Source organism: Kovacikia sp. CALU 1929, assembly GCF_056784235.1.
Genome location: NZ_JBXBCF010000123.1, coordinates 99469 through 120692, shown reverse-complemented (window position 1 = coordinate 120692; position 21224 = coordinate 99469). Strand labels below are relative to the sequence as shown.

The following is a 21224-nucleotide window of genomic DNA, read 5'->3' as shown; positions in this document are numbered from 1 at the left end:
CCCTATGTCCTTTCCTGCTCCCTCTGACAGTGCGATCGATGCCAGCCTGGATCTGAACCGTCTGGTTAAGAACCCTGCTGCTACCTTTTTCATGAGAGTTGACGGCAACGAACTGGTTGAGGAATGCGTCCATTTAGGAGATCTGTTGATTGTGGATCGCTCATTAGACACGGTGCATGGTCGCCTGGTCGTTGCTGCCGTCGTGGGGAACTGTTCATCAGACGGCTTCATGTAGTCGATGGGACGCTGAAACTTAAGCTACCCGGAGCTAATGTCTATCACTCCGGAGAATTTGAGGTGTGGGGTGTAATTACGACTGTGCTCCACTCTGTCTAGCAACAGTTCTCACCGGGACCATGCGCCCTAAAATCATTGCCCTTGCCGGACTGCAACAACTTCTTTGTCTCCTGCGAAAAGGTCTTTAATCCGGCATTGGAAGGCAAACCTGTTGTGGTACTCAGCGGGAATGATGCCTGTGTCGTAAGCCGTTCCCCAGAGGCAAAAGCGATCGGTATCAAAATGCAGGCGATGGGGTCTGAGGTGAAGCGCTACGTCAAAAGCCACGGACTTTGCATCTTCTCAACCAACCCACCGCTCTATCGGGATATGTCCCGTCGGGTGATGCAGACACCCTCCCACTACTGTCCGAATGTGGAAGTCTACTCAGTTGATGAAGCATTTCTGGACTTGACCGGGTTTAGCCAGTATGACCGGGTGGACTATGGGTAGCAGATTCGGAGAACGGTGAAGCAGTGGACCGGCATTCCTGTTTCCATTGGCATTGCTCCCACGAAAACACTTGCCAAGATCGCTAACCACATGGCAAAAGCTGATTCCAGTAGCGGCGGAGTGGTGGATCTGACCCAGCGATCGCTCCAAGATTACGAGAACCTGGTGCGTCAACACCTGAAGAAGCTGGAGGGGGCTACCCTCGTCAAGTTCAGCACTGACCAGCCCAGAGTTTCCTACCTGTTCTACCCGGACTGCGATCGCGAACCACACCCCTGCCTCCGTACCAGTATGCAGATTGACCTGCAAGATCTGCACGTCAGCTACCGAGACTATGACCCAGAGGGCAACTCACCTGTGTTACACCAAAAGGAATTACTGGTGCAGTCGGACTATCCGCTCTATGAGAAGTTTGCCAAGCTGAGTCGGCAGGAGGCGGATTGGGGGTTACTGGATGATTTGGGAAAGATGAGCGGTGGCGACAGCCTGTGCGTCAGCACGCATCGGCGGGGCTGGCAGAAGTGCTTGGAGGAACACTGTGCAGAGTTGAAAGGGTATCGAGTCGTGTGGCGAAAGGATGCTGATACCTATCGGGTAAAGTTGATGCAGTCAATCCAACGACAACGTAAGGTTGAGTCCTGAGAAAGAAAAGAGAGGATGAATTGACTAATTTATGTAGAGTCTAAACTTAGAGAATGAAGAAGCGAGCAACCCCAATCATAACAATAAGGGTTAGGTAGAAGGGATAGATAGCGAATGACAAAGTTGCTTGCAATGTACAAGTTAGAACATTGAAGCCCTTTAAGGGAGCTACTAAAAACAAGTCATTAGCTCCTACTGTACCAGTGTGCAATCGCCGAACAAAGTCATTATAGGTTGCGCGAAAAGCCCTTTCCTGTCCTAAGTAGTAAGCGTCAAGGACAAAGAAGAGGATTACAGGAATTAAAGCAATCCAAGCATAATTGGGCTTAGCTTTATCGGCAATGACAACAAGAATACCGGAAACCAGAGTAATACACCAAGTTTTACAGTTCGCACTGTTACCCGCCATCCGAGAAATAATACTTTGCAGAATATTCAGGTAGCTCTGTACCGAACTGGATTCAGGAGCAAGGCTACCTGCCGTTTGTGGGGTTTGATTCGGACTATTCATTTTCCTGCCGCCTTTGCTGCATTCTCTACCCATGTATTGAAATTATTGTACCCGTTATCAAACAACCAGTCATAGGTGGGGTAAAGGCTAGACGGTTGCACACGGGTGTTTGCCATATAAGAAAAGTTGCTTGCCTTTTCAATAGTAAAATTCTCAAAGGGGTTAGCCCCCTGATAATCCTTCTGTCCTTGGCGGTCACTAATGTTATGGATATATATTCCTAACATCCCATTGCCACGCTCGAAGCTTTTTTCAATTTCATAATTGACCCATCGACGCTGTGAAGTTTCAGCACCAATTAAAACAACAGTCACAGTTGTGCCCTCCAGTCCCTTGTTGATCAGCCTCTTAAGTGCTAGTTCTCCATCTCGCTTGACTTCTTCCCAGAGGGAATGATCCCAGTAACCAGACGAGTTGTAGCCCCCTCGTGTTAAGAAGTGGTTACGAACTACGTTGACCCGCCAGATATCACGTTGGTAATGAAAGCTGAAAAAGACACTTCTAGCCATAGTCAAGACACTAAATTAGGACAAATGTATTATATTGGCAAATTTGTTCAAGACTGTAATTAGTGGTCAAGGTCAAAATTGGAAGCAAGGCAATACAAACGCACTGATCGACAATAATGTTTTTTTGAGCCAAATTATACTTGCGGCGTTTGAGGGCAATCGATGGAAGAGGCTAGCAATTCAGGGCAAGACTTTCCTTCAGAAGATGGCAGAAGTAGTTTAAGTGATAACAACGGAGGTTATGCAAATCAGGAGGATTCTGAGGAACCTTCTGAAGAATTGCTTGCTGATGATTCAGATGATTCAGATGATGCTGAAACAGCAGTTGGTGATTCCAAAACTCGGACACGTCGTCGAAGAACTCAGCGCGATTTCCCAGCAGCGCCGTTTCAGGAAGCGTTAGAGTTGGCGCTAGCTATTCAGAAGCATGCATCAGGTCAAAGAACTCGTCGGCTCACACTTTTTGAATTGATGGGACGTTCTGCGGACAGTGGTACAAGCCGTCAATTAGTGACTAATTCTAATAAATATGGTCTTACCACTGGTGGCTATACAGCCGAGTATCTTGAACTTACACCAGATGGCTACACAGCTACGGCAGATGATGCATCGGAACGTGAAAGAATTCGAGCGCGCTTTAAACTTGGTATTGAGCGAATTACACCCTTTAAGAAGCTGCACGATCGTTATGTCGATAATCGATTGCCAGCAAAGAACATTCTGGTTGATTTCTTGAAAGATGATGGAATGAATTCTGAGGTAGTATCTGAGTGTGTTGAGACTTTTTTATTAAATGCAAAGTTTATTGGTGTCTTACAAAATATAGCTGGTGCAGAACGGTTAGTAACTCTGGATCATGTCCTCGATCAAGCACCCTCTGCATCTCGAGCAAATTCACCTGCTTCCCCAAAAGTATTACCAGAGACACCTAAGCCCAACGATAGTACATCAACTAGCTTAGTCTCTTCATCTTCACAATCTTCGGAAGATCCCCTAAGCAATGTTTGCTTTTACATTACCCCCATTGGTTCAGAGGGTTCAGAGTTCCGTATGCATTCGGACCTGTTCCTTGGCTCCATTGTCGAACCAGCACTCGAGGAATTTGGTTTAAAGGTAGTACGTGGAGATCGAATTGAAGATACTGGAATGATTACACGGCAAGAGGTACAGTATGTGATGCGCTCACGTCTTGTAATTGCTGATTTATCTTTTCATAACCCTAATGTATTTTATGAACTAGCACTTCGTCATGCCTCGGGGCTGCCAACAGTACAAATCATAAGAGCATGTGATCAAGTTCCGTTTGATGTTGGACAAATGCGAACTGTTCGCATTGATACATCTAGCATTTACACCCTAGTTCCGCAATTAGAGGTATATCGTGCTGAAATAGCAAATCAGGTACGACGTGCACTTGAAAGTTCAGAAAAAGCAGATAATCCTTTTACTGCTTTCTATAATGCAAAATAGAGTGGCAATATGTAGATCTTGATAGTGCAGTTATTAGCTCTGCTGCTTAATCCATTGTTCGATCCCTTTTTGGTTGTGACTCCTCCCTCTGTAAATACCCAAACGCCTTGCTTTTGCTTTGTGCTATAGCTGATATGGATGGGTCGATCGCCCCCATAGTAGTACAGCGAGTCAAACGGTAGCTGCTGTTCTAAAATCCACTCTACGAGGCGATCGCTCTCCAACCCCAGAATCCAAAAATCGCAGGCAGCACCGAGGCGAACCGTGCTTTAAACTGGAAATGCGATCGCTCAAGCGGAGGCAGGTATGGAATCATCAGTTTATCAAGTGAATGCTTTTTGGGATGAAGAAACGGCGGTCTGGGTTGCTACAAGCGAAGACGTGCCAGGACTTGCAACCGAGGCTGACACCATTGAGGCTTTGAGTCAAAAATTGCGAGATATCATTCCTGACTTACTATTCAGTAACCATGTCATCTCCGCTGATTATGCAGGAGCGATCGCGGTTCAACTAACCAGCCATCGTCAAGAGTTAATTGAGGTCGCTTTGTAGATGGCTACCTCTTTGACATCCGCGCTCAAGAAGCTGCTTCTGGAGGCTGATTGTGTCTTTGAACGGCAAGGCAAGGGAGATCATGAAATCTGGTATAGTCCGATCACCGATCGACGATTTGTTGTCGATGGTTCAATCAAATCTCGTCATACAGCAAATGCTGTTCTCAAGCAGGCAGGATTGCCAAAAGCGTTTTAACGCTGATGAAGTCAAATATGGAAAACAACTTATTGCAACGCATTACGCATAATCCAGATATCTGCCACGGCAAACCTTGCATTCGTGGATTACGTTATCCTGTCGAGTTTATCCTTGAACTTCTGAGTTCCGGCATGACGACTGAAGAAATTCTTGCTGACTACGAAGATCTCGAACCTGCATTCAACAGTGCTGTTTCGGTAGAGGTGAGATCCTTACTAGCATCCACCAGGCGAATCCGAGGAAAGTCACTCAGAAGAGCAACTTTCCGTACAACAGCCTCGATCGCACCTCTACCTTAAACGCCCAGACCTCAAAATACTCACAATCAACCAGAGACCTAGAAAACTGGCGGAGAAGAACAGCACAACACTGACCCAAAATAGCAACCCTGCACTTCCACTAGAAAGGGTGAGGGCAGCACCCATGATTAAAGCACCCACTAGAACACTGAGGGAAAGCCGATTAGCAGAGTCATCGACGCTGCGCCGCAAGCCATCCATGTCCCGTATGTTCAGGTTCCACTGCAACGTTTCAGTTGTAATTCGCTCCAGGAACAGTTCAACTTGGCGGGGAGACTGAAGCCCCAGGTTCTTTAAATCCAGGGCGGTTCTCAACAATGCCTGGACGGGTGCTTCCCCCACCAACTGCCGTCGGAACAGGTCGGTCATCAACGGCTTTACCTGATCGGAGAAGTTGAAATCAGGGTCGAGTTCGCGGGCAACCCCTTCCAGGTTGGCAATGGTTTTGGCATATAGCCCCATGTTGCCGGGAATTCGCAAATGGTTAGCACGGGCTTTTTGCAGCACTTCGTAAAATAACTGGCTGAAGCTGATCTGGGACAGACTGACATTGAAATATCGGCGGAGCAGGCGATCGTAGTCATTTTCCAGGCGGGCAAGATTCACCGGCTCTACCGACTCCGCCAATTGCAGAGTTAGTTGGGTACAGCGCTGAGCATCCAGGTTGACGATCGCCAACAGCATTTCCGTTAATACCTGTTGGGTGCGGGGATCTAACCGTCCCACCATGCCGCAGTCCAATAGTGCCACCCGTCCATCGCTTAAATAAAACAAATTGCCAGGATGGGGGTCGGCATGGAAGAACCCATCAATGTAAATCTGCTGAAAAAATGCTCGCACCAGCAAACTCACAATTGCCTCTTTTTCTGCCTTGGGGTCACCGGCAAATCCTACCCCTGAACAATTGGCTAACAGCAGGGGCACTCCATCTAACCACTCCATCACCAGCAACTTACTGGTGGTTAAGTCCCAGTAGATCTCAGGGACGACCAGGCGATCGGGGTCAAACCAGCGACTATCCGACAGATTGCGTCGCAGTTGGTCAGTGTGGGCGGCTTCCTGGGAGAAGTCCAGTTCCGCCCGGAGTGAAGTGGCAAACTCTTCTGCCAGGGTTTTGAGGTCATAATACCGCCCAAAGTTAGTTCGGGTGACCAGGTCGGCAAGGCTCCGGATGAGGGCAATGTCCTGCTCAATTACGGTTTCGATGCCGGGACGTTGGATCTTGAGCGCAACTTCCCGACCGTCAATCAGGGTAGCACGGTGGGTCTGGGCGATCGAACCAGCGGCAACGGGTTGGGGGTTAACGGTCTTAAACGCTTCCTCTAACGGGGTGCGTAGCTGTTGAAGAATCACGGCTTCCACTTCCTGCCAGGGAACCGGTGGCACCTCTGCCTGTAATGCGGTGAGTTCAGTAATGTACTCCTGGGGTAGCAGGTCGGGACGGGTACTGAGCAATTGTCCCAACTTAACGTAGACCGGACCCAACTCAACCAGGATATTGCGCAGGACAGCAGGAGGAGGCAGTTGGGGTTCTTCAGCGCGGGTACCAGTCAGCAGTCGCCGCATATAGCCCCAACCATTCCGCAAAACAACTTCAGCGATTTCGCGCTGACGGGTACTGTTTTGGGCAAGACGTGAAAACATTAATTTAAGTGTTAGGTGTTAGGGGTCAGGTAGTAGGTGCTGTCACTTGTCACCTGTCATTAGTCACTTGTACTAACCCACGGTTTAGTAACGAAGGACCGATGACGAAGGACCGATGACTATTACCATCTAAAACCTAACAACTAAACGCCTCAATCTGCCGTTTACAGCAGATCTTTGAACTGGGGATCTGCCTGAATCTCCTTAAGAACCTGCTTAATTTCCTGGGTGCGGTCTTTTTTCACAATCAGGGTGACGTTGCCATCCCGCACGATAACCGTGTCTTCTAAGCCAATCGTGACAATGAGGTCTTCCTTATCCGTAGCGTAAAACAGGGCACCGTGGGTATCCAGCCCGATGTGGCGTGCCAGTTCCACGTTGGGATTGTCGCCCTTGAGCAGGCGTTCGATCGCGTTCCAGTCCCCCAAATCATCCCACCTAAAGGACACGGGCAATACGTATGCCTGTTGGGTTTTTTCCATCAGGGCATAGTCAATGCTTTTCTTGGGCATCTCTGGATAGGCGGACACCCCTTTTTCTTCCAGGGAACCGAGAATTTCTGGGGCGTAAATGTTCATTTCATCCAGGGCAACACCCGCCCGGAAAATAAACATGCCGCTGTTCCAGCTAAATTGCCGGGTTGCCAGAAATTGTTCAGCCGTCGGGCGATCGGGTTTTTCGGTAAAGCGATCGACCCGGTATGCTGGAAACCCGTTACCGGAACCTGGGTTTACCCCATAGGAGCCAACCTGTTCCCCTTGCTTGATGTAGCCGTATCCCGTAGATGGGAACGTGGGAGAAATACCCAGAGTCACGATCGCCGATTCTGTGGCTGCCAGTTCTGCGGCTGCCCTCAGGGTTGCTGCAAAGGTCTGCTCATCCTCAATCCAGTGGTCTGCCGGAAAGAAGCCCAGCACCGCCTCTCTGCCATAGCGTTGGGCAATTTCAAGCGTACTCCAGGCAACGGCAGGGGCCGTATCCCGACCCTCTGGTTCCACCAGCAAATTTTCCGCCGGTAGGTTGGGTAACTGTTCTCGCACCCCGTCTGCCAGGTGAGAGGCGGTGACTACCCATACAGATTGCCAACCGCCTGCAATCTCCAACAGGCGATCGGCGGTTGCCTGGAGCAGACTTTTGCCGCTGCCATCCAGGCTGAGAAATTGTTTAGGACGGTGTTTGCGGCTGAGGGGCCAGAATCGCTCTCCTTTGCCGCCTGCCAGAATTACAGGTACCAGAGGTGGATGGGTCATGGGTAATCAGGGTAATACTGTGAAGGGGCTAAATTCTGAGGTCAATCTTAATCAATGCTTTGCAAAATTTAGCTTACCCCGATTGGATCTTCACTTACTCTTTTGGATAATCTCGAAACTTTTGCGGTGATGTGAAGCGGATGTATTCTCCCTTACCCAACCAGACCCAACGCCAACTGTTAGCGGAGGCACTACAGCTTTCCCGGTACCTGCTAAACCTGCCTGCGGATGCCGAAACCGATCTGGTGCAGCTACGGCAGCAACGGTTACGCCAGATTCAGGAGCGCTTGAAAGAATTTGCCCATCCGATTCAGCGGCAGCCTCTGGCGGTAGAAACCATTCCCCTGGAAGTTCGGCTGGCATTTGTGAGAGCCGCTTTGCTGGTGACTCGTTACCAACACCTGGGCGGCAATACCTGGAAAGGTACCCTGGCTTCTCCCACCCTGAGTCAGTACCAATCCGACCCAATTCCTGCCAGTCTGCGCTCTGAACAGGCGGTAGAGCGGTTGTGCCAGGTCTTTGCGCTGCCTGCGGAGGCTGAAACCAATTTGCGAGAGGCTCTAGAAGGGGTGGATCGCTATATTGATCAGCAGCAGCGGGTGATTCGGGCGGTCATGGCAGAGGCAGATGGGGTGACAACGCTTTTCCATCATCTGTTTGGTTCGATTCCAATTCCAGCAGCGGCGATCGATTGTGTCTGGACGGAAATGCAGCTTTTCTTTTGCATTGATTATCAGGATGGGCAGTTATGTGAGGCTGAGTTGTGGAGCAGCCTGACGGAGGATGGGCGATCGCAGGTGCAGGCATTTTTACAGTCCCTCAAGCAGTTTAGCTTTGAGCTATTTCAACGGTTTCCGGTATTTGGTCCCTGTACGCCGCAACAGCTAGATTATGCCTGGTGTGCCCAACTGGCTGACTCCCTGGGACTGGAAATTACCGATGTGATTCGTTCGCTGACTCGTTCCGTCGGGGTTGTTCCCACCCAAAAGGCAGAGGCATTTCTGCTCCATGATATTTGGGGACATCACTGGCAGTTAATGTTGACTCAATTTGAGAGTGACTATGCCATTTTGATGACCTGTGACGAACCCCTCAGGGCAGGCGAAACGGCTTATACCGACATGGGTCCGTTGACCTGCCGGGAACTGTTTCTGCTGGAGGAGAACCAGGTGCAGGTGGATGAGGAAAGGGTGTATTTGTTCTTCCATGCGGAGGTGCAACAACGCTTGGGACTGCTGTTTACCCATCTGATTGCTGAGTTAACTGCCGATGTGGCAGAGTTCAAGTTTGTTTGGGACAATCCTCAGGCGGCGGATCTGCTTCTGAGTTCATCCTTGTTCAAGTCCCAACCCACCAAGCTGGATCTAACGCTGGCAGATGTGGATTTCCTGTTTCTAAAAGTGTTGCGCCCTTTATTGGAAGTGCATCTGTCTGTGTTTGAGGACACTTTGTTGGAAACAGAGTTGTTAAGTGAATGGGCACAGGCAGGGTATGAGGTCAATTCGCTAGAGTTGCGTACCAGTTTGAAGCAGGCGATCGCCCATCTCTACCAACTTTTTCTACAGGAATACAATTGCACTTACCTGCCAACAATGACTGGCGAAACCGGCATGTTTACCCAAATTGTTAGTAACCTGCTCCATCTGCAAAACGTACTCAATAGCCTCTATACCGATTTCATGGTAGAAACCAATCCTGCCTTACCGTTTCAGGATTTATTGATTGTGTTCACAGGTTGTTACTGCTCCAGTGATAGCTTTGCAGAGTTTTGGGCGATCGATGATGTGCTGGCAGGTTATTTTTTACCGTGCTGGTACTGGCTGGAAAATTCGCTAGGGCAATAGACAGAGTAGTCGATAGAGCATGCATCGCGATCGCAGCAAAACCCCCCTTTTCAGGCTGCGATCGCCGCTCTTGTCACAAGTTAAGTTTGAAGCATGAAACCTACTATTCAATCCACGCTAGAGTCTGTCGATCCTGGGTTTCGCTGAAGCTGAGTGGAAAGCTTGATGCTGCTGGTAGTGTTATAGACGTGTGGGTCTTACGATGATATCGCCACCCCGACCCCCTTCAATAATGTCGTCGCCACCCAATCCATAAATGATGTCATCCCCGTTATTACCATTGATGCGGTCTGGACCCGCCGTACCAGTGATGGTGTCATCCTGGCGAGTTCCTTCAATGATGTTGGGGGCAGGACGGAATAGATCCAGTCCAATAATGACCGGGTCGTGGTCTGAGGTGCGAAAAGCGTTCGGCTCGTACAGGTTATTGCCGGTTGGCTTTGCTTCAAAGGATTGCTCATCGCCATCCCGAAGCGTGTTGGTGTAGTCAAACCCAGTTACTTCATCGGCATTGATGTGCCACTCGGCAACCCCCGTCACCTGTGCCGCCATCAATGCATTTGCCAGAGCGTAGTCCAGGTAGCCCAACTGCCCATCAAACACATAGCTATGGGCGTTGTTGCCGCCAAATTGCTCAACCAGGTCGGTGTAGCCCGCGTTCTTGATCGCTGTGATCGGTGTTTCGCCTTTGTAAGCATTCAGGTCGCCAATAATCAGGTAATCGGGGTCGCCCTGCCCGGTGGGGTCGCTGGGTAGCCAGGTGTTGACCAGGTAGGCAGCGGCTCTGGTGCGGGTATCATTCCAGGCACTCTGCCCATCGTTTTGATCCAGGTCGGCTCCGGTAGCTTCTGCTGCTCCCTTCGACTTGAGGTGGTTGACGGTAGTGCTATAAATCTGTTGTTACTGCTAAATTGGTAGACCAAACTCAAATCGATTGATGAATAGTCCAATCACCACATCGTGCATCAGAATAGACTTGGAAAAGCAAAGGGTTTTGCGCGCCAGTCGCTTAATTCGTGTACGTAGCGTCAAATGTTTACGCTCAATCTTTTGAGTATACCGCTTGCCAACAGTGTGAAACACAGGCGCAATGTGCCTTTCATAAGCACCCCAGCCATCACTGTAGAATTGCATAATTCCAAATGGCTCTAACAAGGCTTTCAATTGCAAAAATGCCTCATCTGCATGGCTAGCCAACACATACGCTAACACTTGGCTTGTTCTATGATCAATTGCCCACCATAGCCAACGTTGTTGTTGCTTTGATTGTACAAAGCTCCACATTTCGTCTACTTCCGCTTCGAGGTCCTCATCCTCAGCCAAGCAAACCGCACGATCGTTTGAGTCGGTTCTAACGTAGCGAGTACCGCTTCATTGACAGCTTTCAACTCTGGGCTTTTTTTTAAGGGTTTTCATCACCGTCTTTTGGCTCACCCCAAGTACCCGCGCCGTATCCCGGATACCGCTGCCATTCATTGCCATCTCACATATTTGCTGCTTGACCTTGGGCAGCAATCCGGCATAGCTATACTCTCGAATAAAGGTGCTGCGGTTGCACTCTTGATCTTGGCAGCGATAACGCTGTTTCCCTTCGGGCGTTTTACCATGCTTAATGACTTGAGTACCATGGCAATTTGGGCAATGAACGGGTTCTAAAACCATGAGTTGGAATAGACTGAGGGGACTTCTCTATCCCAACAGATTCTCACACCTAAAACAACAAATCTACAGCATTACCGGGAGGGTAAGGCATGACCTTGAGCGTGTAGGAACAACCCCAATAGAGCCTTGAGACTGGCTTTTTGATCAGCACTAGGCATCAAGCAGAGGAGCCTATCCACTAACCCTTGGACGTGTTGAAGAATGGTTTCCATGACCGTCTTCTGTTTTTTTGCTATACCCCTTCTTTCAGATTTTGTCTCTTTTGGCAATTCTTACTGAGAATGCTGCAAGATCTCAGATAGCCTTGAATAGTGAGGGTTGCCGACTACTCGTGCGACCGTCTTACAGCGCGCAATTTCCGCCTGCGCCGAATCACCCAGAAGATGAACAATCCAACCAGACCGAAAAGGACAAACTTAGAGACTGGACCGAGGTATTGATCGACCAGCGCATAGTTGTTACCCAGGAGATAACCTAAGCCAGTCAGCAGACAAATCCATACCGTTGTTCCCAGAGTGGAGTAGAACAAGAAGGCAAGCATGGACATGTCGCTGATTCCGGCAGGCAGGGAAATAATGGTTCGCACTCCTGGCACCAGACGGCAGAGAAACACAGCCTTACTACCGTGCTTGCTAAACCAGAGGTTCGCTTTGTCGATGTCCTTACCAGACATGGCGATCCATTTGCCATAGCGATCGGCTAGCCTTCTTAGCCGCTCTTCACCCAACAATTTTCCACCGTAGTACCAGGGCAACGCCCCTAACATGGTTCCAACCACCCCTGCGATGACGACCAGCGTAAAATCCATTTCGCCCTTGGCGACGGTGAACCCTGCCAGAGGCATGATTAACTCAGAAGGGATAGGCGGAAACAGATTCTCCAGGAACATTAATAACCCAACACCCAAGTAGCCCATCTTTGTCATGATGCTGACGACCCAGGTTGCAAGCAGGTCACTCATTAATTCCGCTCCGTTAACATAGAACTTGGGGTTATATCGTTTGGTTTAGCCCTGTAGCAGGCAATTTGTAAGGTTCGACTCGACCAGAAAACGCTTTTTTAGAAGTCATTTTATTTGATTTTGTTAAACAATTCGCTCAATCGTATCAGTTTTCTGGAAGTTCTCCACCAAGACAGCAAACTCTTTAAGGATGAAGGTTCATGTCTGAAGTCTGGTTAAAGCAATGACACGCTGGAGAGATTTAAGATTAGCTTTTGCTTCCTGCGGAGGGGCAAAGGGTAGTGTTATAGACGTGTGGGTCTTACAATGAGATAGTAGAATTTGCAAATGAGATGCTAAAGGTAGAAAAGATGCCAGTGGTGCTAGAACCTGTACACGGTCCGAGTTATGATGGAACTCAGATCGTCAAGCATGGAAAATTAGCCGCAGGCAAGCAGTGCTACAAGGGTTGCAACTCCAATTGCACACGCCAGAGCTTTATTCGGAACTATACTTATCAAGGCTATTGACCAACGGTTAAGCAACCGATTAGTGATAGGGCAGTCAATGGAAATGGCATTCAAGATACGGCTCGTGTATTGCAGATCAGTCCAACGACAGTCCTAGAAGAACTTAAACCAAGAACGAACATTCGTCCAGGCGAATGAACCGTTAATCGAGCAGTTGAAGCCAGCTTCAGTCACGATTGTTGAATGAGTGGAAGCGGCTGAACTTGAGAACCACACGTCTAGAACGTTACCCTGCCTTGATTACGGTTGAAGACACAGGCGTTGGAATTGCAACCGCAGAACTGCAAAAATTATCTGCCGCCGCTCAGTTAAGCCCTTAAACCGCTTTTGCAATGGATTGGCTTTTTCGAGACTCGATTAACTCCTTCGCCCGTTGCCAGATGGAGTCTAAACCAATGTCTTTTACCAGGAAAAAGTCTGCTTCTGGAAATAACCGGGCGCTTTCCATATCGACAAAAGCAGAAACAATCACCAGGATTGGGCAAACTTCCAGACTTCGTTTCAGGTGCCGGATAATTGCATAACCATTTAAGTCATTAATTGCCTCTGGGCTGGAGGACAGGTAGAAGTCAATCAGTGCCAGATCGTAGTTCTGGGCTTCATTAAGAAAATCAGAAGGATTTTCGTAGGTTTCGACTTGAAAACCATGCTTGGTAAAAAAACGCTTCACAGCAACATTCCAAGCCCGATCATCATCCAGAACAGCAATTTTGTACACAAGACCCCCCATTCCTCAGCCAAAATTTGTTCAGTTGAGGCTAATAACACAGATTGTAATACGTGGGCAGACGGGTGGGGGGTTTCAGTCTGAGTAAATTTGCGATCGCTCTTCTATTTCAAGCCAGTCCTATATTCCAACAGATTAAGAATTCCAACAAACGCCGTCCCACGATAGCTTCCATCCATACCCATCCCCCCATCCACTCATTCACACGCAATTGTGGTTTACTCATCTGAAAATCGCTGTAACTCACCAGAGGATCAGGCTAACAATCCCAACACCTCGGTATGCATGGCTGCAATCTCTGGATCACGTTGAATCGCAGCTTGATAGCGTTGCTCTGCGGGAGCCGTTTCTTGCAAAGACTGGAGTAGCGATCGCCCCTCTTCTAACAACCCATTTGCCGTCGTCAGAGTCATGGGTTCTTCCTTGGCACTCATGGCTTCATCTATCAAAACAATATATTGGGAAATTGGGCGCAGCCAATTAAACCACTCATGCCCAATTACCAGTTGAAAAAACTCTCCCTTAGACTGAATCTGCCCATGAATCTGCTCATACTCTAATCGCTCAGACTCTAACAGCGCCTTATGCAGTCGCAGTAACACCCCCCGCAATTCCCGCAAACGGAGGAGTGTTTCTTCCAGGGAAGGGTTATTTGAAGACATAGGGCAACTATTCCGCTAAATACTTCTCCCATCTTGTCACATTCAGACTGTCTCCTGCCCCTTTGCTACTTTGCCTTTCCGAATCCCTGCTAAATTTGAATTCTGCTCTGGCGATCGCACGAACCCGTACAATAACTAAACGGTGTTTGATTGGACTGATTGCAGAATGACTAAAACCGCATGGGTGTTCCCTGGACAAGGTTCTCAGGCAGTAGGTATGGGCATGGATCTGTTAGATTTGCCCAGCGGACAAGCTAGATTTCAGCAGGCAGATGCCATTCTAGGCTGGTCGGTTGCCGAAATTTGCCAGAGCGAGGACGATAAGCTATCTCGCACCCTTTATACCCAGCCCTGCCTCTATGTTGTAGAAACCATCCTGGCAGACTTGCTGAAAGCACACGGGCAAGAGCCAGACTTCGTTGCCGGTCATAGTCTGGGAGAGTATGCTGCTCTTTATACTGCCGGAGTCTTCAGCTTTGAGGACGGGCTGCGGTTGATCAAACGTCGAGCGGAACTGATGGATCGTGCCTCTGATGGAATGATGGCAGCCCTGTTGGGCTTTGACCGCGACCAGCTAGAGCAGCAGCTTCAACAAACCCCCGATGCCGTTCTGGCAAACGATAATAATGCAGGTCAAGTGGTCATTTCAGGCACACCTGCCGCTGTTGAAGCCGTTATTGGCAAGGTCAAGACCAAAAAAGCCGTGAAGTTGAATGTCAGTGGTGCATTTCATTCTCCTTTGATGGCAGAAGCTGCCACCGAGTTTAAGGCTGATCTTGACGCTGTTCCGTTCTTAACTGCTCAAGTCCCTGTATTGTCCAATGTGGATCCCACCCCTGCCACCGATGCCCAGGTTTTGAAAGATCGCCTCAACCGTCAGATGACTGGTACCGTCCGTTGGCGCGAAATTTCCCTCCAACTGCCGGAAGAGGGCATTCAACGGGTGGTAGAAGTAGGTCCAGGCAAGGTTTTGACCGGGATTATTAAACGAACTAGCCCAAGCCTGACCCTGGAGAATATCGGTAGTTCCACAGAATTACCCACTGATTCCAACCCGGAGCGCTAACGGGTGCGGTGTACTCTGGGCTAGAACAGAGACAGCCAGTTGCCCCTGCTGACTGAGGTTGAGCGTTGGGAGCGATCGCCCCTCAACCGCTTAACCTCTGCCGCGAATGAACCAGAGATCGGATGATGTTGCAACACCAGCGATCGCCCTAACTCACCCAACCTTCGCTGACTCAATGGCTGCAACTCAGCAACAGTCTTTCAAGAACGACAGCCTCGAACGGAAGGCAGACAGCTAACGAGGAGCTGAGCGGCGGTCAGGATCGTTGATTCAACTCCCAAGTTTTAATTCCGTCCGCTCCTGCGTCAAGTTAGCCTACATTAGATTAGAACTCTAACAGTTTAGAATGACAGATTAACTTGAGTTCTGGAGCCGCAAATACTCAGTAAAGAGTTCAAAGAGGCATTCATAAGCTGACTGGAACAATTTATCGTTTTGCAAATTGCTTGGGTCTAGGTAGCCATGAACGGTGAAGTTCCGCACTGCATAGAGTATTTCGATCACATCGGCAAAGAATCCATAGTACGAGTCTTGATCTCGCTGGATGTTCAGTAACCTCTCAAGCTCTGTGTCCACCATTTCACTCATCAGAACACTTGCTTCTTGAGTACTTGGGGTTTCGTTCGCAACTAAATAACAACAGGAACCAATCGACTCGATACCGATTTCTCTAAGTATTTCCTGTACGGAACGACTGGGCCGCCACATATTCTGCGATTGGGCCGCAACTTCACTCGCTTTGGAATATAAACGTCTGTACAGTGACATACTTACATATACCGTTGCGATCTGACGCCGCATTCCGTGTTCAGGCTTTCCTTGTCCGCAATACACCAGTCCACAAGTGTTGGAGTTGATCCAAAACTCCCTAACTAGGCGTATCACGACGTTATCTAGTCCATGATCAACAAAACCAAGGGTAGGAGCAGTTTCCGCATGCGCTGCACGAAGCGAAGACTCTAATTGTGTTCTTATGAGCGGATAATGAGAGCTATCGTGCTTTTCTATAAGTGCTTGGAATGCTTTTCTCAAAAGATGTTCCGCGCCATACTGCTTGATGGCTTTTATTGCATTCGCATCGTTATGGACGTCAGGATGCGCATTGCTGTACCACGTATTGAAGACGCTCCAAGCAGCCGCATAGTCTTTGTAATGTCTGGTGCGGATTTCCTCGAGTAGTTTCCTGAGATGCTGGGGTATCAAGCCTTTTCCCCCTGTCTATAAATTACACGTAGAAGGGCCAGGGAGCCATAATACATCTTGCTGCTATCTCGTCCAGTATCGTGCAGCGCTAACGGTGAAGTTGTGCGGCGGCAGATCACCTTGAACTCCCACCGATAACCCCTGTTCCGTCTGCACCAACGCAGTGTTAGCTAGCTTACCCCACACATAGTCTTCAAGTACGATTAGAGAACTCAAGGCTGAAAACGAAGGTGTTGGAGAGATCAAACCTGCGCAATGGTCTCAAAGTCACGATCGTTGTGAATCAAAAGCAAATCGTTTTCTAGTGCTGCTTGAGCGATACAACAATCGATTGGGCTACGAACAGTAAGCCCTTGGCGGCGCAAGTCAAAATAGATACGGGCTGCTGCTTGCCAAGACTGAACTGTAAGTTCAACGTAATCCTGCGTTTCGAGGTAAGTAGAGAGGAGATCCCATTCTTGCTCGTTTAAGCTACCTTGAAGCAGTTCAAGTTGAGTAAACCGGGTGAGTAGAATTTCACGGGTTAGCGATCAAAGTTTCAAGCTGTTGGCGAACTTGTCTACTACGATCACGGAAGACACTGATCCAAACAGAGGTATCAATCAGCAACATGACGAGTTTCGCGCAGAGCCTTGTGGTCGAAATTTGGATCGAACTGGATTTGTCCTGCTAAGTCGAGAAGGTTTTTCTTACGGCGCGATCGCACAAGCTCTTGCAACGCCAAGTTCACTAGTTCTTCTTGAGAGCTAAGGTTTGTCAGTTGGAAGGCTTCATTAAGCAGAGATTCATCGAGGTTAAGGATAATTTGCATGGTATGGGAATGGATTGAAGTTGGCACAATTATTTTGTTCACATTTTAACCTGCTCAACAAACTACCCTGATGTGGGTATTTTGTTAGCTTACGCCTCTTAAATTAGGTGCTCTCCGATATTTGCAACACAGTGAATATCTCTGACACCCAAACTGAGTTCAAAAATCTTTAGAGTTTCTATACACCACTTCAGTTTGATATTCTGCCAGAATGCCATCAATCCAACGTTTTGCCCGATCGCTCAATTGGAAGTCATCCGTCATCACCCGATCTCGAAGAATCAGTCTGACACAATCGCCCCCTTGATATCGATAGTTTCCCACTCCAGCCACCCGTTGAACTAAGGCTTCTGTTCTACTGCTCAAACTATGGCACCGATGGTCAAATCGGCTATAGCGAAGGTCGCCAGCATCATTCATCGACCAAATCCCCGGTTGGGGTGCTTTTTTGACTTGCTCGATGCTGTTTCTGGTGTGCTTAATAATCAGCGACCCCCAACAATCCTTGGTGGCTGATGCCGCTGCCCAAGCTGTATTAAACGTATCGACATCGAGTTCAAATTCAACATCCGAGAATTCCAGCAAATGAAATAAAAACAGGGGGACATGCTCAGCGGCAAAGGTAGAGTGGCTGGTTAAAGGAGTTGCTCCAGAGATGCGGGGGTTAATCTCGCTGAGGTAAAGCTGACCCGATTGGCGATCGACGAGATAGTCAAGATCAAAATACCCCCGGTAGCCAACTTTGCGTAACTGTTCGGCAAACTTGAGGGTATAGTCTTGGGCTTGATGACAAATAGCTGAAGTAACTGCCCCTGCAAAAAGTTCATTTCCAGACCACCCACCACGATCGGGGGTTAATTCTGGGAACCCAATGACTTCCGTTTGTAAAGGGGCGACGATCGTTCCGGATTTGGTAATGCAAGCTTCTTGAGTGACTGGATCGCAATCGATCCGTTTCATGATTTTGACTACTCCACTGCCCGTAATCTTGTCTTCATAGTTCTTCCAGTCGGTTTCATTGGCAATAAAAAACGTAGTATGCCCAGAGTCGCCAAATGAGGTTTGAATCACGAGATCGTGACCAAGGTTATGGATTGCAGCGAGTTCTAATAAGTGGGGATAACTATCAACCGTTGATAGGCAGTTAGGCACACTTGGAACACCTGCTAGATTTGCGAGACGAACCGTTTCAATTTTGTCATCGAGTTTCTTGCGGAGTTGAGCTGAGGGAAACCAAATTTCTAGGTTATGCCGTTTGCATAAGGCTTCGGTTTCTTCGTCAAACATTAAAAATAAAGCGATTGGTTTACCGCCAATCTGTTTGATATAGTCAATCACCTCTGGATGCTGGAGCAGGTAATTGTTATAATCAACAATTTCCAGTTGTCCTGCTTGAGGATTGTGAATATTTTCAAAAGGAGAGTTGGGACTTAATGAGGGCGTGAAATGGTGGGGACATCGCTTGTCCCAACAATCGTAATAAGTGATGTTGCTAAAATTTTCCATCCAATCATCTATACCAAATAGATTAAAGTTAGTTGGACTTATGAAAAATAGAGGACGCTCATTAGCAAGAAAAAATCGACGAATATCTGCAATACTTTGTAGTTTACGTTTCGATTGCATCATAAGTTTTTTCTAGTGAGATTGGGCAAAACAATTCCAGTAATAATGAGCAATGAACCAACCCATTGATAGTTAACAATATCTTCCTTGAGAAAGAAGTATGCGGCTATGAGGGCAAAGACTGGCTCAAAAGAGGAAAAAAGCGAAGCATAGGCAACTCCAATCTTTTCAATAGCTAGATAAAAGCAAATTCCACTTATCGCTGTAGGGACTAAGCCTAAGCTGAATCCAACTACTAATTGATTGCCCCGCCAGCCTAGTAAATTAGTTGGATGACTGCCAAAGCAGAATAAAATTGCCAAAAACAAAAAAGTGTAAAAAAGTGAACTGAGAGGATTAATTTCTGCCAGTGACTTTTCCACTACAATCCACGAAAAAGCAGAAAAAATGAGAGTAGCAATAGCTAAACCAATGCCTAAAATATTTAGTTGGCGGTTAAAGGCATCAAAAAAGATAAAAGATGAACCCACAGTGACTAAAGCCAATGCCGCAATAAATAAGCTAGACACCCTCTTCTTAAGAAATAAAGCCGACAATAAGCTAATCAAAACTGGATTTAGATAGACAATGAGAACGGTAGTCGAGACAGGAAGATACTTCAGAGATTGATAAAAAAGTAGGCTTTGAACAAAAAAAAGACTGCCAACTATAGCAATTTTCCATAAAGCTGACCTTTTAATTCTCAGAAGGTTGGGATTTATCCAAATCGAAAAAATAAATACACAAATAGTGGCAACAACATAGCGAACTAGGAGAACATCCATTACCTGCATATCATTGCTGTATGCAAGTTTGATCAGAATCGCAACCGTTCCATAAGCAATAGATGAAAGCAGTGTTAGTAATAAGCCAGACATCAAATCTGAATTTAATCGAATCATCAAAATGCTTACTCCCGTTAATAATTAGCTATAATTTCTTGAATGTCTTTAGCGATTAAATCAATCATGTCTAACGTCCAGTGCTGTTTTACAACTAGGCGCAATACTTGGATAGTCTCTGTTGGGATGGGTAGGGCATAAGTTGGCACAACCCAGTGCCGCTCCCGTAATTGTTGAGAAAGTTTCACCGCAAATGCTGGATCGGTATAAGGAGGATTGAGACGAAGCACTAAAATCGGCAAATAATTAGCATTACTGATGATCTCAAAATAGCCCGTTGCTAACAGTTTTGATTCCAAAACTTGAGCCTTTTCTAGTGTTTCCAGGACAATTTTTCGATAGCCTGCTTTGCCTAAGCGAAGGAAGTTGTAGTACTGTAACAGCACCATCTCGCTGGGTCGTGAAAAATTCAGGCTGTAGTTGGACAAAACATTACCCATATAGGACACATTAAAAACTAATTCCTTTGGCAGCACGGAACGATCGCGAAAGAGCAGTGTACCCATGCCGGGATACACCAGACCAAACTTATGATTCGAGACATTGATCGATCTCACTTGTTCAAGACGAAAATCCCACAGTAATTCAGGATAAGCAAAGGGCGTGATAAACCCACCAATGGCAGCATCCACATGGATGGGAATGTCCCAACCCCGTTCTTGCTTAACTGTTAATAGAAAGTCATTAATTTTCGCGATTTCATCGAACTGTGCCGTGTAGGTATTGCCTAACACACAACTGACGGCAATAGTATTTTCATCAATTTCTTTGGCAACCTGATCAGCAGTGAGAATGCACTGATCCGTTTCTACAGGAATAGTACGGCTAGGAACATCGAAATAGAGTGCAAATTTTTGCCAACAAACATGAACGTTGTTACCCATCACAATATTGGGGCAGTCAATGGGCTGACTTACCTGCTCACGCTGCCTACGCCAGTTGAATTTATGGGTCAGCAGCCCCAGCATGATGGCTTCGGAGGAACCGATTGTTGCCGTACCGATCGGTTTGCATTTATCAGGAGCGTTGAACAGTTGCCCGATATAGCCAATCACTTGTTGGTGGATTTCTTCAAGGGCAGGATAGGCAAATTGGTCAATAAAGTTTTTACCCACCACCTGTTGCAGCAGGTCTTTGGCTTCCGGCTCCATCCAGACAGTAGAGAATGTGCCTAGATTCAGGGTGGGGTCAACATTGGTACTGAGTTGTCGATTAATAACCTGAAACGCTTCTTTTGCAGAGATCCCATGCCAAGGGATTGTATCATCTATCACGCGGGGGGGGGGTAGGCCGTCAAGCCCTTGTTGTATATCTTTGGAATTACCCAACTCCGAATCACACACAAAAACTCACCTTAGGGGCTAGCATGATCTCAAAATTTATTCTACTCCTAGAGGGGATAATAAGCCTTGACAAACTGAGAATTATCACATAGCCATGTGCCTGCCGTGAAACTGATCCGGCG

General features: G+C 47.7%; 24 protein-coding genes and 2 pseudogenes. 10 read left to right on the top strand and 16 right to left on the bottom strand.

Annotated features, from left to right (window positions below):
• Nucleotides 1-4: 4 nt before the first annotated feature.
• Nucleotides 5-235: a S24 family peptidase gene (locus AC1S52_RS33895; protein WP_482033465.1), complete on the top strand. Its 231-nt coding sequence runs from the start codon at nt 5-7 to the stop codon at nt 233-235.
• Nucleotides 236-372: 137 nt separating this feature from the next.
• A pseudogene (locus tag AC1S52_RS33890) lies at nt 373-1371 on the top strand (Y-family DNA polymerase).
• 46 nt (nt 1372-1417) lie between these two features.
• Here the strand turns inward: AC1S52_RS33890 and AC1S52_RS33885 are convergent.
• Nucleotides 1418-1882, bottom strand: coding sequence for a hypothetical protein (locus tag AC1S52_RS33885; RefSeq protein WP_482033464.1), 465 nt, complete (start codon nt 1880-1882; stop codon nt 1418-1420).
• Nucleotides 1879-2391 carry a TIR domain-containing protein gene (locus AC1S52_RS33880; protein ID WP_482033463.1) on the bottom strand — a complete coding sequence of 171 codons (513 nt, stop codon included), beginning with the start codon at nt 2389-2391 and terminating at the stop codon, nt 1879-1881. Before AC1S52_RS33880 ends, AC1S52_RS33885 begins: the two co-directional genes overlap by 4 nt.
• A gap of 162 nt (nt 2392-2553) precedes the next feature.
• On the opposite strand from AC1S52_RS33880, the gene AC1S52_RS33875 reads away from it, so the two are divergent.
• The 4 genes from AC1S52_RS33875 to AC1S52_RS33860 all read left to right on the top strand — a co-directional run bounded on the left by AC1S52_RS33875 (nt 2554) and on the right by AC1S52_RS33860 (nt 4913).
• Nucleotides 2554-3861, top strand: a complete 1308-nt coding sequence (locus tag AC1S52_RS33875) for a hypothetical protein (protein ID WP_482033462.1) — start codon at nt 2554-2556, stop codon at nt 3859-3861.
• A 306-nt stretch (nt 3862-4167) separates the two neighbouring features.
• Nucleotides 4168-4413: a DUF1902 domain-containing protein gene (locus tag AC1S52_RS33870; RefSeq protein WP_482033461.1), complete on the top strand. Its 246-nt coding sequence runs from the start codon at nt 4168-4170 to the stop codon at nt 4411-4413.
• Complete coding sequence (locus tag AC1S52_RS33865) at nt 4414-4611, top strand: type II toxin-antitoxin system HicA family toxin (protein WP_482033460.1); 198 nt, start codon at nt 4414-4416, stop codon at nt 4609-4611.
• A 17-nt stretch (nt 4612-4628) separates the two neighbouring features.
• Nucleotides 4629-4913 carry a DUF433 domain-containing protein gene (locus tag AC1S52_RS33860; RefSeq protein WP_482033459.1) on the top strand — a complete coding sequence of 95 codons (285 nt, stop codon included), beginning with the start codon at nt 4629-4631 and terminating at the stop codon, nt 4911-4913.
• Here AC1S52_RS33860 and AC1S52_RS33855 read toward each other — a convergent pair.
• Nucleotides 4905-6557, bottom strand: a complete 1653-nt coding sequence (locus AC1S52_RS33855; RefSeq protein WP_482033458.1) for an ABC1 kinase family protein — start codon at nt 6555-6557, stop codon at nt 4905-4907. The genes AC1S52_RS33860 and AC1S52_RS33855 overlap by 9 nt on opposite strands.
• 164 nt (nt 6558-6721) lie before the next feature.
• Entirely contained in the window at nt 6722-7807 is a 1086-nt protein-coding gene (locus AC1S52_RS33850; protein WP_482033457.1) for a mannose-1-phosphate guanylyltransferase, read from the bottom strand.
• Between the two features lie 140 nt (nt 7808-7947).
• Between AC1S52_RS33850 and AC1S52_RS33845 the strand changes: the two genes are divergently transcribed.
• Nucleotides 7948-9651: a hypothetical protein gene (locus tag AC1S52_RS33845; RefSeq protein ID WP_482033456.1), complete on the top strand. Its 1704-nt coding sequence runs from the start codon at nt 7948-7950 to the stop codon at nt 9649-9651.
• Between the two features lie 180 nt (nt 9652-9831).
• Here the strand turns inward: AC1S52_RS33845 and AC1S52_RS33840 are convergent, their stop codons facing one another.
• Complete coding sequence (locus AC1S52_RS33840; protein ID WP_482033455.1) at nt 9832-10254, bottom strand: hypothetical protein; 423 nt, start codon at nt 10252-10254, stop codon at nt 9832-9834.
• A 6-nt stretch (nt 10255-10260) separates the two neighbouring features.
• On the opposite strand from AC1S52_RS33840, the gene AC1S52_RS33835 reads away from it, so the two are divergent.
• Entirely contained in the window at nt 10261-10407 is a 147-nt protein-coding gene (locus tag AC1S52_RS33835; RefSeq protein ID WP_482033454.1) for a hypothetical protein, read from the top strand.
• A 150-nt stretch (nt 10408-10557) separates the two neighbouring features.
• Here the strand turns inward: AC1S52_RS33835 and AC1S52_RS33830 are convergent.
• Both AC1S52_RS33830 and AC1S52_RS33825 read right to left on the bottom strand, forming a co-directional pair.
• A pseudogene (locus AC1S52_RS33830) lies at nt 10558-11313 on the bottom strand (IS1 family transposase).
• Between the two features lie 325 nt (nt 11314-11638).
• Nucleotides 11639-12274 (bottom strand): DedA family protein, encoded by a 636-nt coding sequence (locus AC1S52_RS33825; protein WP_482033453.1) that lies wholly within the window; start codon nt 12272-12274, stop codon nt 11639-11641.
• 527 nt (nt 12275-12801) lie between these two features.
• Here AC1S52_RS33825 and AC1S52_RS33820 point away from each other — a divergent pair.
• Entirely contained in the window at nt 12802-12921 is a 120-nt protein-coding gene (locus AC1S52_RS33820; RefSeq protein ID WP_482033510.1) for a hypothetical protein, read from the top strand.
• Nucleotides 12922-13099: 178 nt separating this feature from the next.
• Here the strand turns inward: AC1S52_RS33820 and AC1S52_RS33815 are convergent, their stop codons facing one another.
• Both AC1S52_RS33815 and AC1S52_RS33810 read right to left on the bottom strand, forming a co-directional pair.
• Entirely contained in the window at nt 13100-13513 is a 414-nt protein-coding gene (locus tag AC1S52_RS33815) for a response regulator (protein ID WP_482033452.1), read from the bottom strand.
• Between the two features lie 251 nt (nt 13514-13764).
• Entirely contained in the window at nt 13765-14172 is a 408-nt protein-coding gene (locus tag AC1S52_RS33810) for a hypothetical protein (protein ID WP_482033451.1), read from the bottom strand.
• 166 nt (nt 14173-14338) lie between these two features.
• On the opposite strand from AC1S52_RS33810, the gene fabD reads away from it, so the two are divergent.
• A complete protein-coding gene (fabD, locus tag AC1S52_RS33805) occupies nt 14339-15238 on the top strand; it encodes an ACP S-malonyltransferase (protein ID WP_482033450.1) in 900 nt (299 codons plus the stop codon).
• Nucleotides 15239-15258: 20 nt separating this feature from the next.
• On the opposite strand, the gene AC1S52_RS33800 is transcribed toward fabD, so the two are convergent.
• From AC1S52_RS33800 to gad, 7 genes are all read right to left on the bottom strand, one after another.
• Nucleotides 15259-15414: a hypothetical protein gene (locus AC1S52_RS33800; protein ID WP_482033449.1), complete on the bottom strand. Its 156-nt coding sequence runs from the start codon at nt 15412-15414 to the stop codon at nt 15259-15261.
• A gap of 178 nt (nt 15415-15592) precedes the next feature.
• A complete protein-coding gene (locus AC1S52_RS33795) occupies nt 15593-16441 on the bottom strand; it encodes a hypothetical protein (protein WP_482033448.1) in 849 nt (282 codons plus the stop codon).
• A 242-nt stretch (nt 16442-16683) separates the two neighbouring features.
• Nucleotides 16684-16926: a type II toxin-antitoxin system VapC family toxin gene (gene vapC / locus AC1S52_RS33790; protein WP_482033509.1), complete on the bottom strand. Its 243-nt coding sequence runs from the start codon at nt 16924-16926 to the stop codon at nt 16684-16686.
• A 113-nt stretch (nt 16927-17039) separates the two neighbouring features.
• The gene (locus AC1S52_RS33785; protein WP_482033447.1) at nt 17040-17252 is read right to left on the bottom strand and encodes a type II toxin-antitoxin system VapB family antitoxin; all 213 of its coding nucleotides are present in this window, start codon (nt 17250-17252) and stop codon (nt 17040-17042) included.
• Nucleotides 17253-17411: 159 nt separating this feature from the next.
• Complete coding sequence (locus AC1S52_RS33780; RefSeq protein ID WP_482033446.1) at nt 17412-18881, bottom strand: ATP-binding protein; 1470 nt, start codon at nt 18879-18881, stop codon at nt 17412-17414.
• Nucleotides 18878-19759 carry a DMT family transporter gene (locus tag AC1S52_RS33775; RefSeq protein ID WP_482033508.1) on the bottom strand — a complete coding sequence of 294 codons (882 nt, stop codon included), beginning with the start codon at nt 19757-19759 and terminating at the stop codon, nt 18878-18880. The genes AC1S52_RS33780 and AC1S52_RS33775 overlap by 4 nt, the downstream gene beginning before the upstream one ends.
• Nucleotides 19760-19776: 17 nt before the next feature.
• Nucleotides 19777-21033 (bottom strand): glutamate decarboxylase, encoded by a 1257-nt coding sequence (gad, locus tag AC1S52_RS33770; protein WP_482033445.1) that lies wholly within the window; start codon nt 21031-21033, stop codon nt 19777-19779.
• Nucleotides 21034-21224 lie beyond the last annotated feature (191 nt).

Bases quoted from the DNA above. Each gene is read 5' to 3' on its own strand.
- AC1S52_RS33895 (WP_482033465.1), top strand. From the start codon at position 5: ATGTCCTTTCCTGCTCCCTCTGACAGTGCGATCGATGCCAGCCTGGAT.
- AC1S52_RS33885 (WP_482033464.1), bottom strand. From the start codon at position 1,882: ATGAATAGTCCGAATCAAACCCCACAAACGGCAGGTAGCCTTGCTCCT.
- AC1S52_RS33880 (WP_482033463.1), bottom strand. From the start codon at position 2,391: ATGGCTAGAAGTGTCTTTTTCAGCTTTCATTACCAACGTGATATCTGG.
- AC1S52_RS33875 (WP_482033462.1), top strand. From the start codon at position 2,554: ATGGAAGAGGCTAGCAATTCAGGGCAAGACTTTCCTTCAGAAGATGGC.
- AC1S52_RS33870 (WP_482033461.1), top strand. From the start codon at position 4,168: ATGGAATCATCAGTTTATCAAGTGAATGCTTTTTGGGATGAAGAAACG.
- AC1S52_RS33865 (WP_482033460.1), top strand. From the start codon at position 4,414: ATGGCTACCTCTTTGACATCCGCGCTCAAGAAGCTGCTTCTGGAGGCT.
- AC1S52_RS33860 (WP_482033459.1), top strand. From the start codon at position 4,629: ATGGAAAACAACTTATTGCAACGCATTACGCATAATCCAGATATCTGC.
- AC1S52_RS33855 (WP_482033458.1), bottom strand. From the start codon at position 6,557: ATGTTTTCACGTCTTGCCCAAAACAGTACCCGTCAGCGCGAAATCGCT.
- AC1S52_RS33850 (WP_482033457.1), bottom strand. From the start codon at position 7,807: ATGACCCATCCACCTCTGGTACCTGTAATTCTGGCAGGCGGCAAAGGA.
- AC1S52_RS33845 (WP_482033456.1), top strand. From the start codon at position 7,948: ATGTATTCTCCCTTACCCAACCAGACCCAACGCCAACTGTTAGCGGAG.
- AC1S52_RS33835 (WP_482033454.1), top strand. From the start codon at position 10,261: ATGGGCGTTGTTGCCGCCAAATTGCTCAACCAGGTCGGTGTAGCCCGC.
- AC1S52_RS33825 (WP_482033453.1), bottom strand. From the start codon at position 12,274: ATGAGTGACCTGCTTGCAACCTGGGTCGTCAGCATCATGACAAAGATG.
- AC1S52_RS33815 (WP_482033452.1), bottom strand. From the start codon at position 13,513: ATGGGGGGTCTTGTGTACAAAATTGCTGTTCTGGATGATGATCGGGCT.
- AC1S52_RS33810 (WP_482033451.1), bottom strand. From the start codon at position 14,172: ATGTCTTCAAATAACCCTTCCCTGGAAGAAACACTCCTCCGTTTGCGG.
- fabD (WP_482033450.1), top strand. From the start codon at position 14,339: ATGACTAAAACCGCATGGGTGTTCCCTGGACAAGGTTCTCAGGCAGTA.
- AC1S52_RS33785 (WP_482033447.1), bottom strand. From the start codon at position 17,252: ATGCAAATTATCCTTAACCTCGATGAATCTCTGCTTAATGAAGCCTTC.
- AC1S52_RS33780 (WP_482033446.1), bottom strand. From the start codon at position 18,881: ATGATGCAATCGAAACGTAAACTACAAAGTATTGCAGATATTCGTCGA.
- AC1S52_RS33775 (WP_482033508.1), bottom strand. From the start codon at position 19,759: ATGATTCGATTAAATTCAGATTTGATGTCTGGCTTATTACTAACACTG.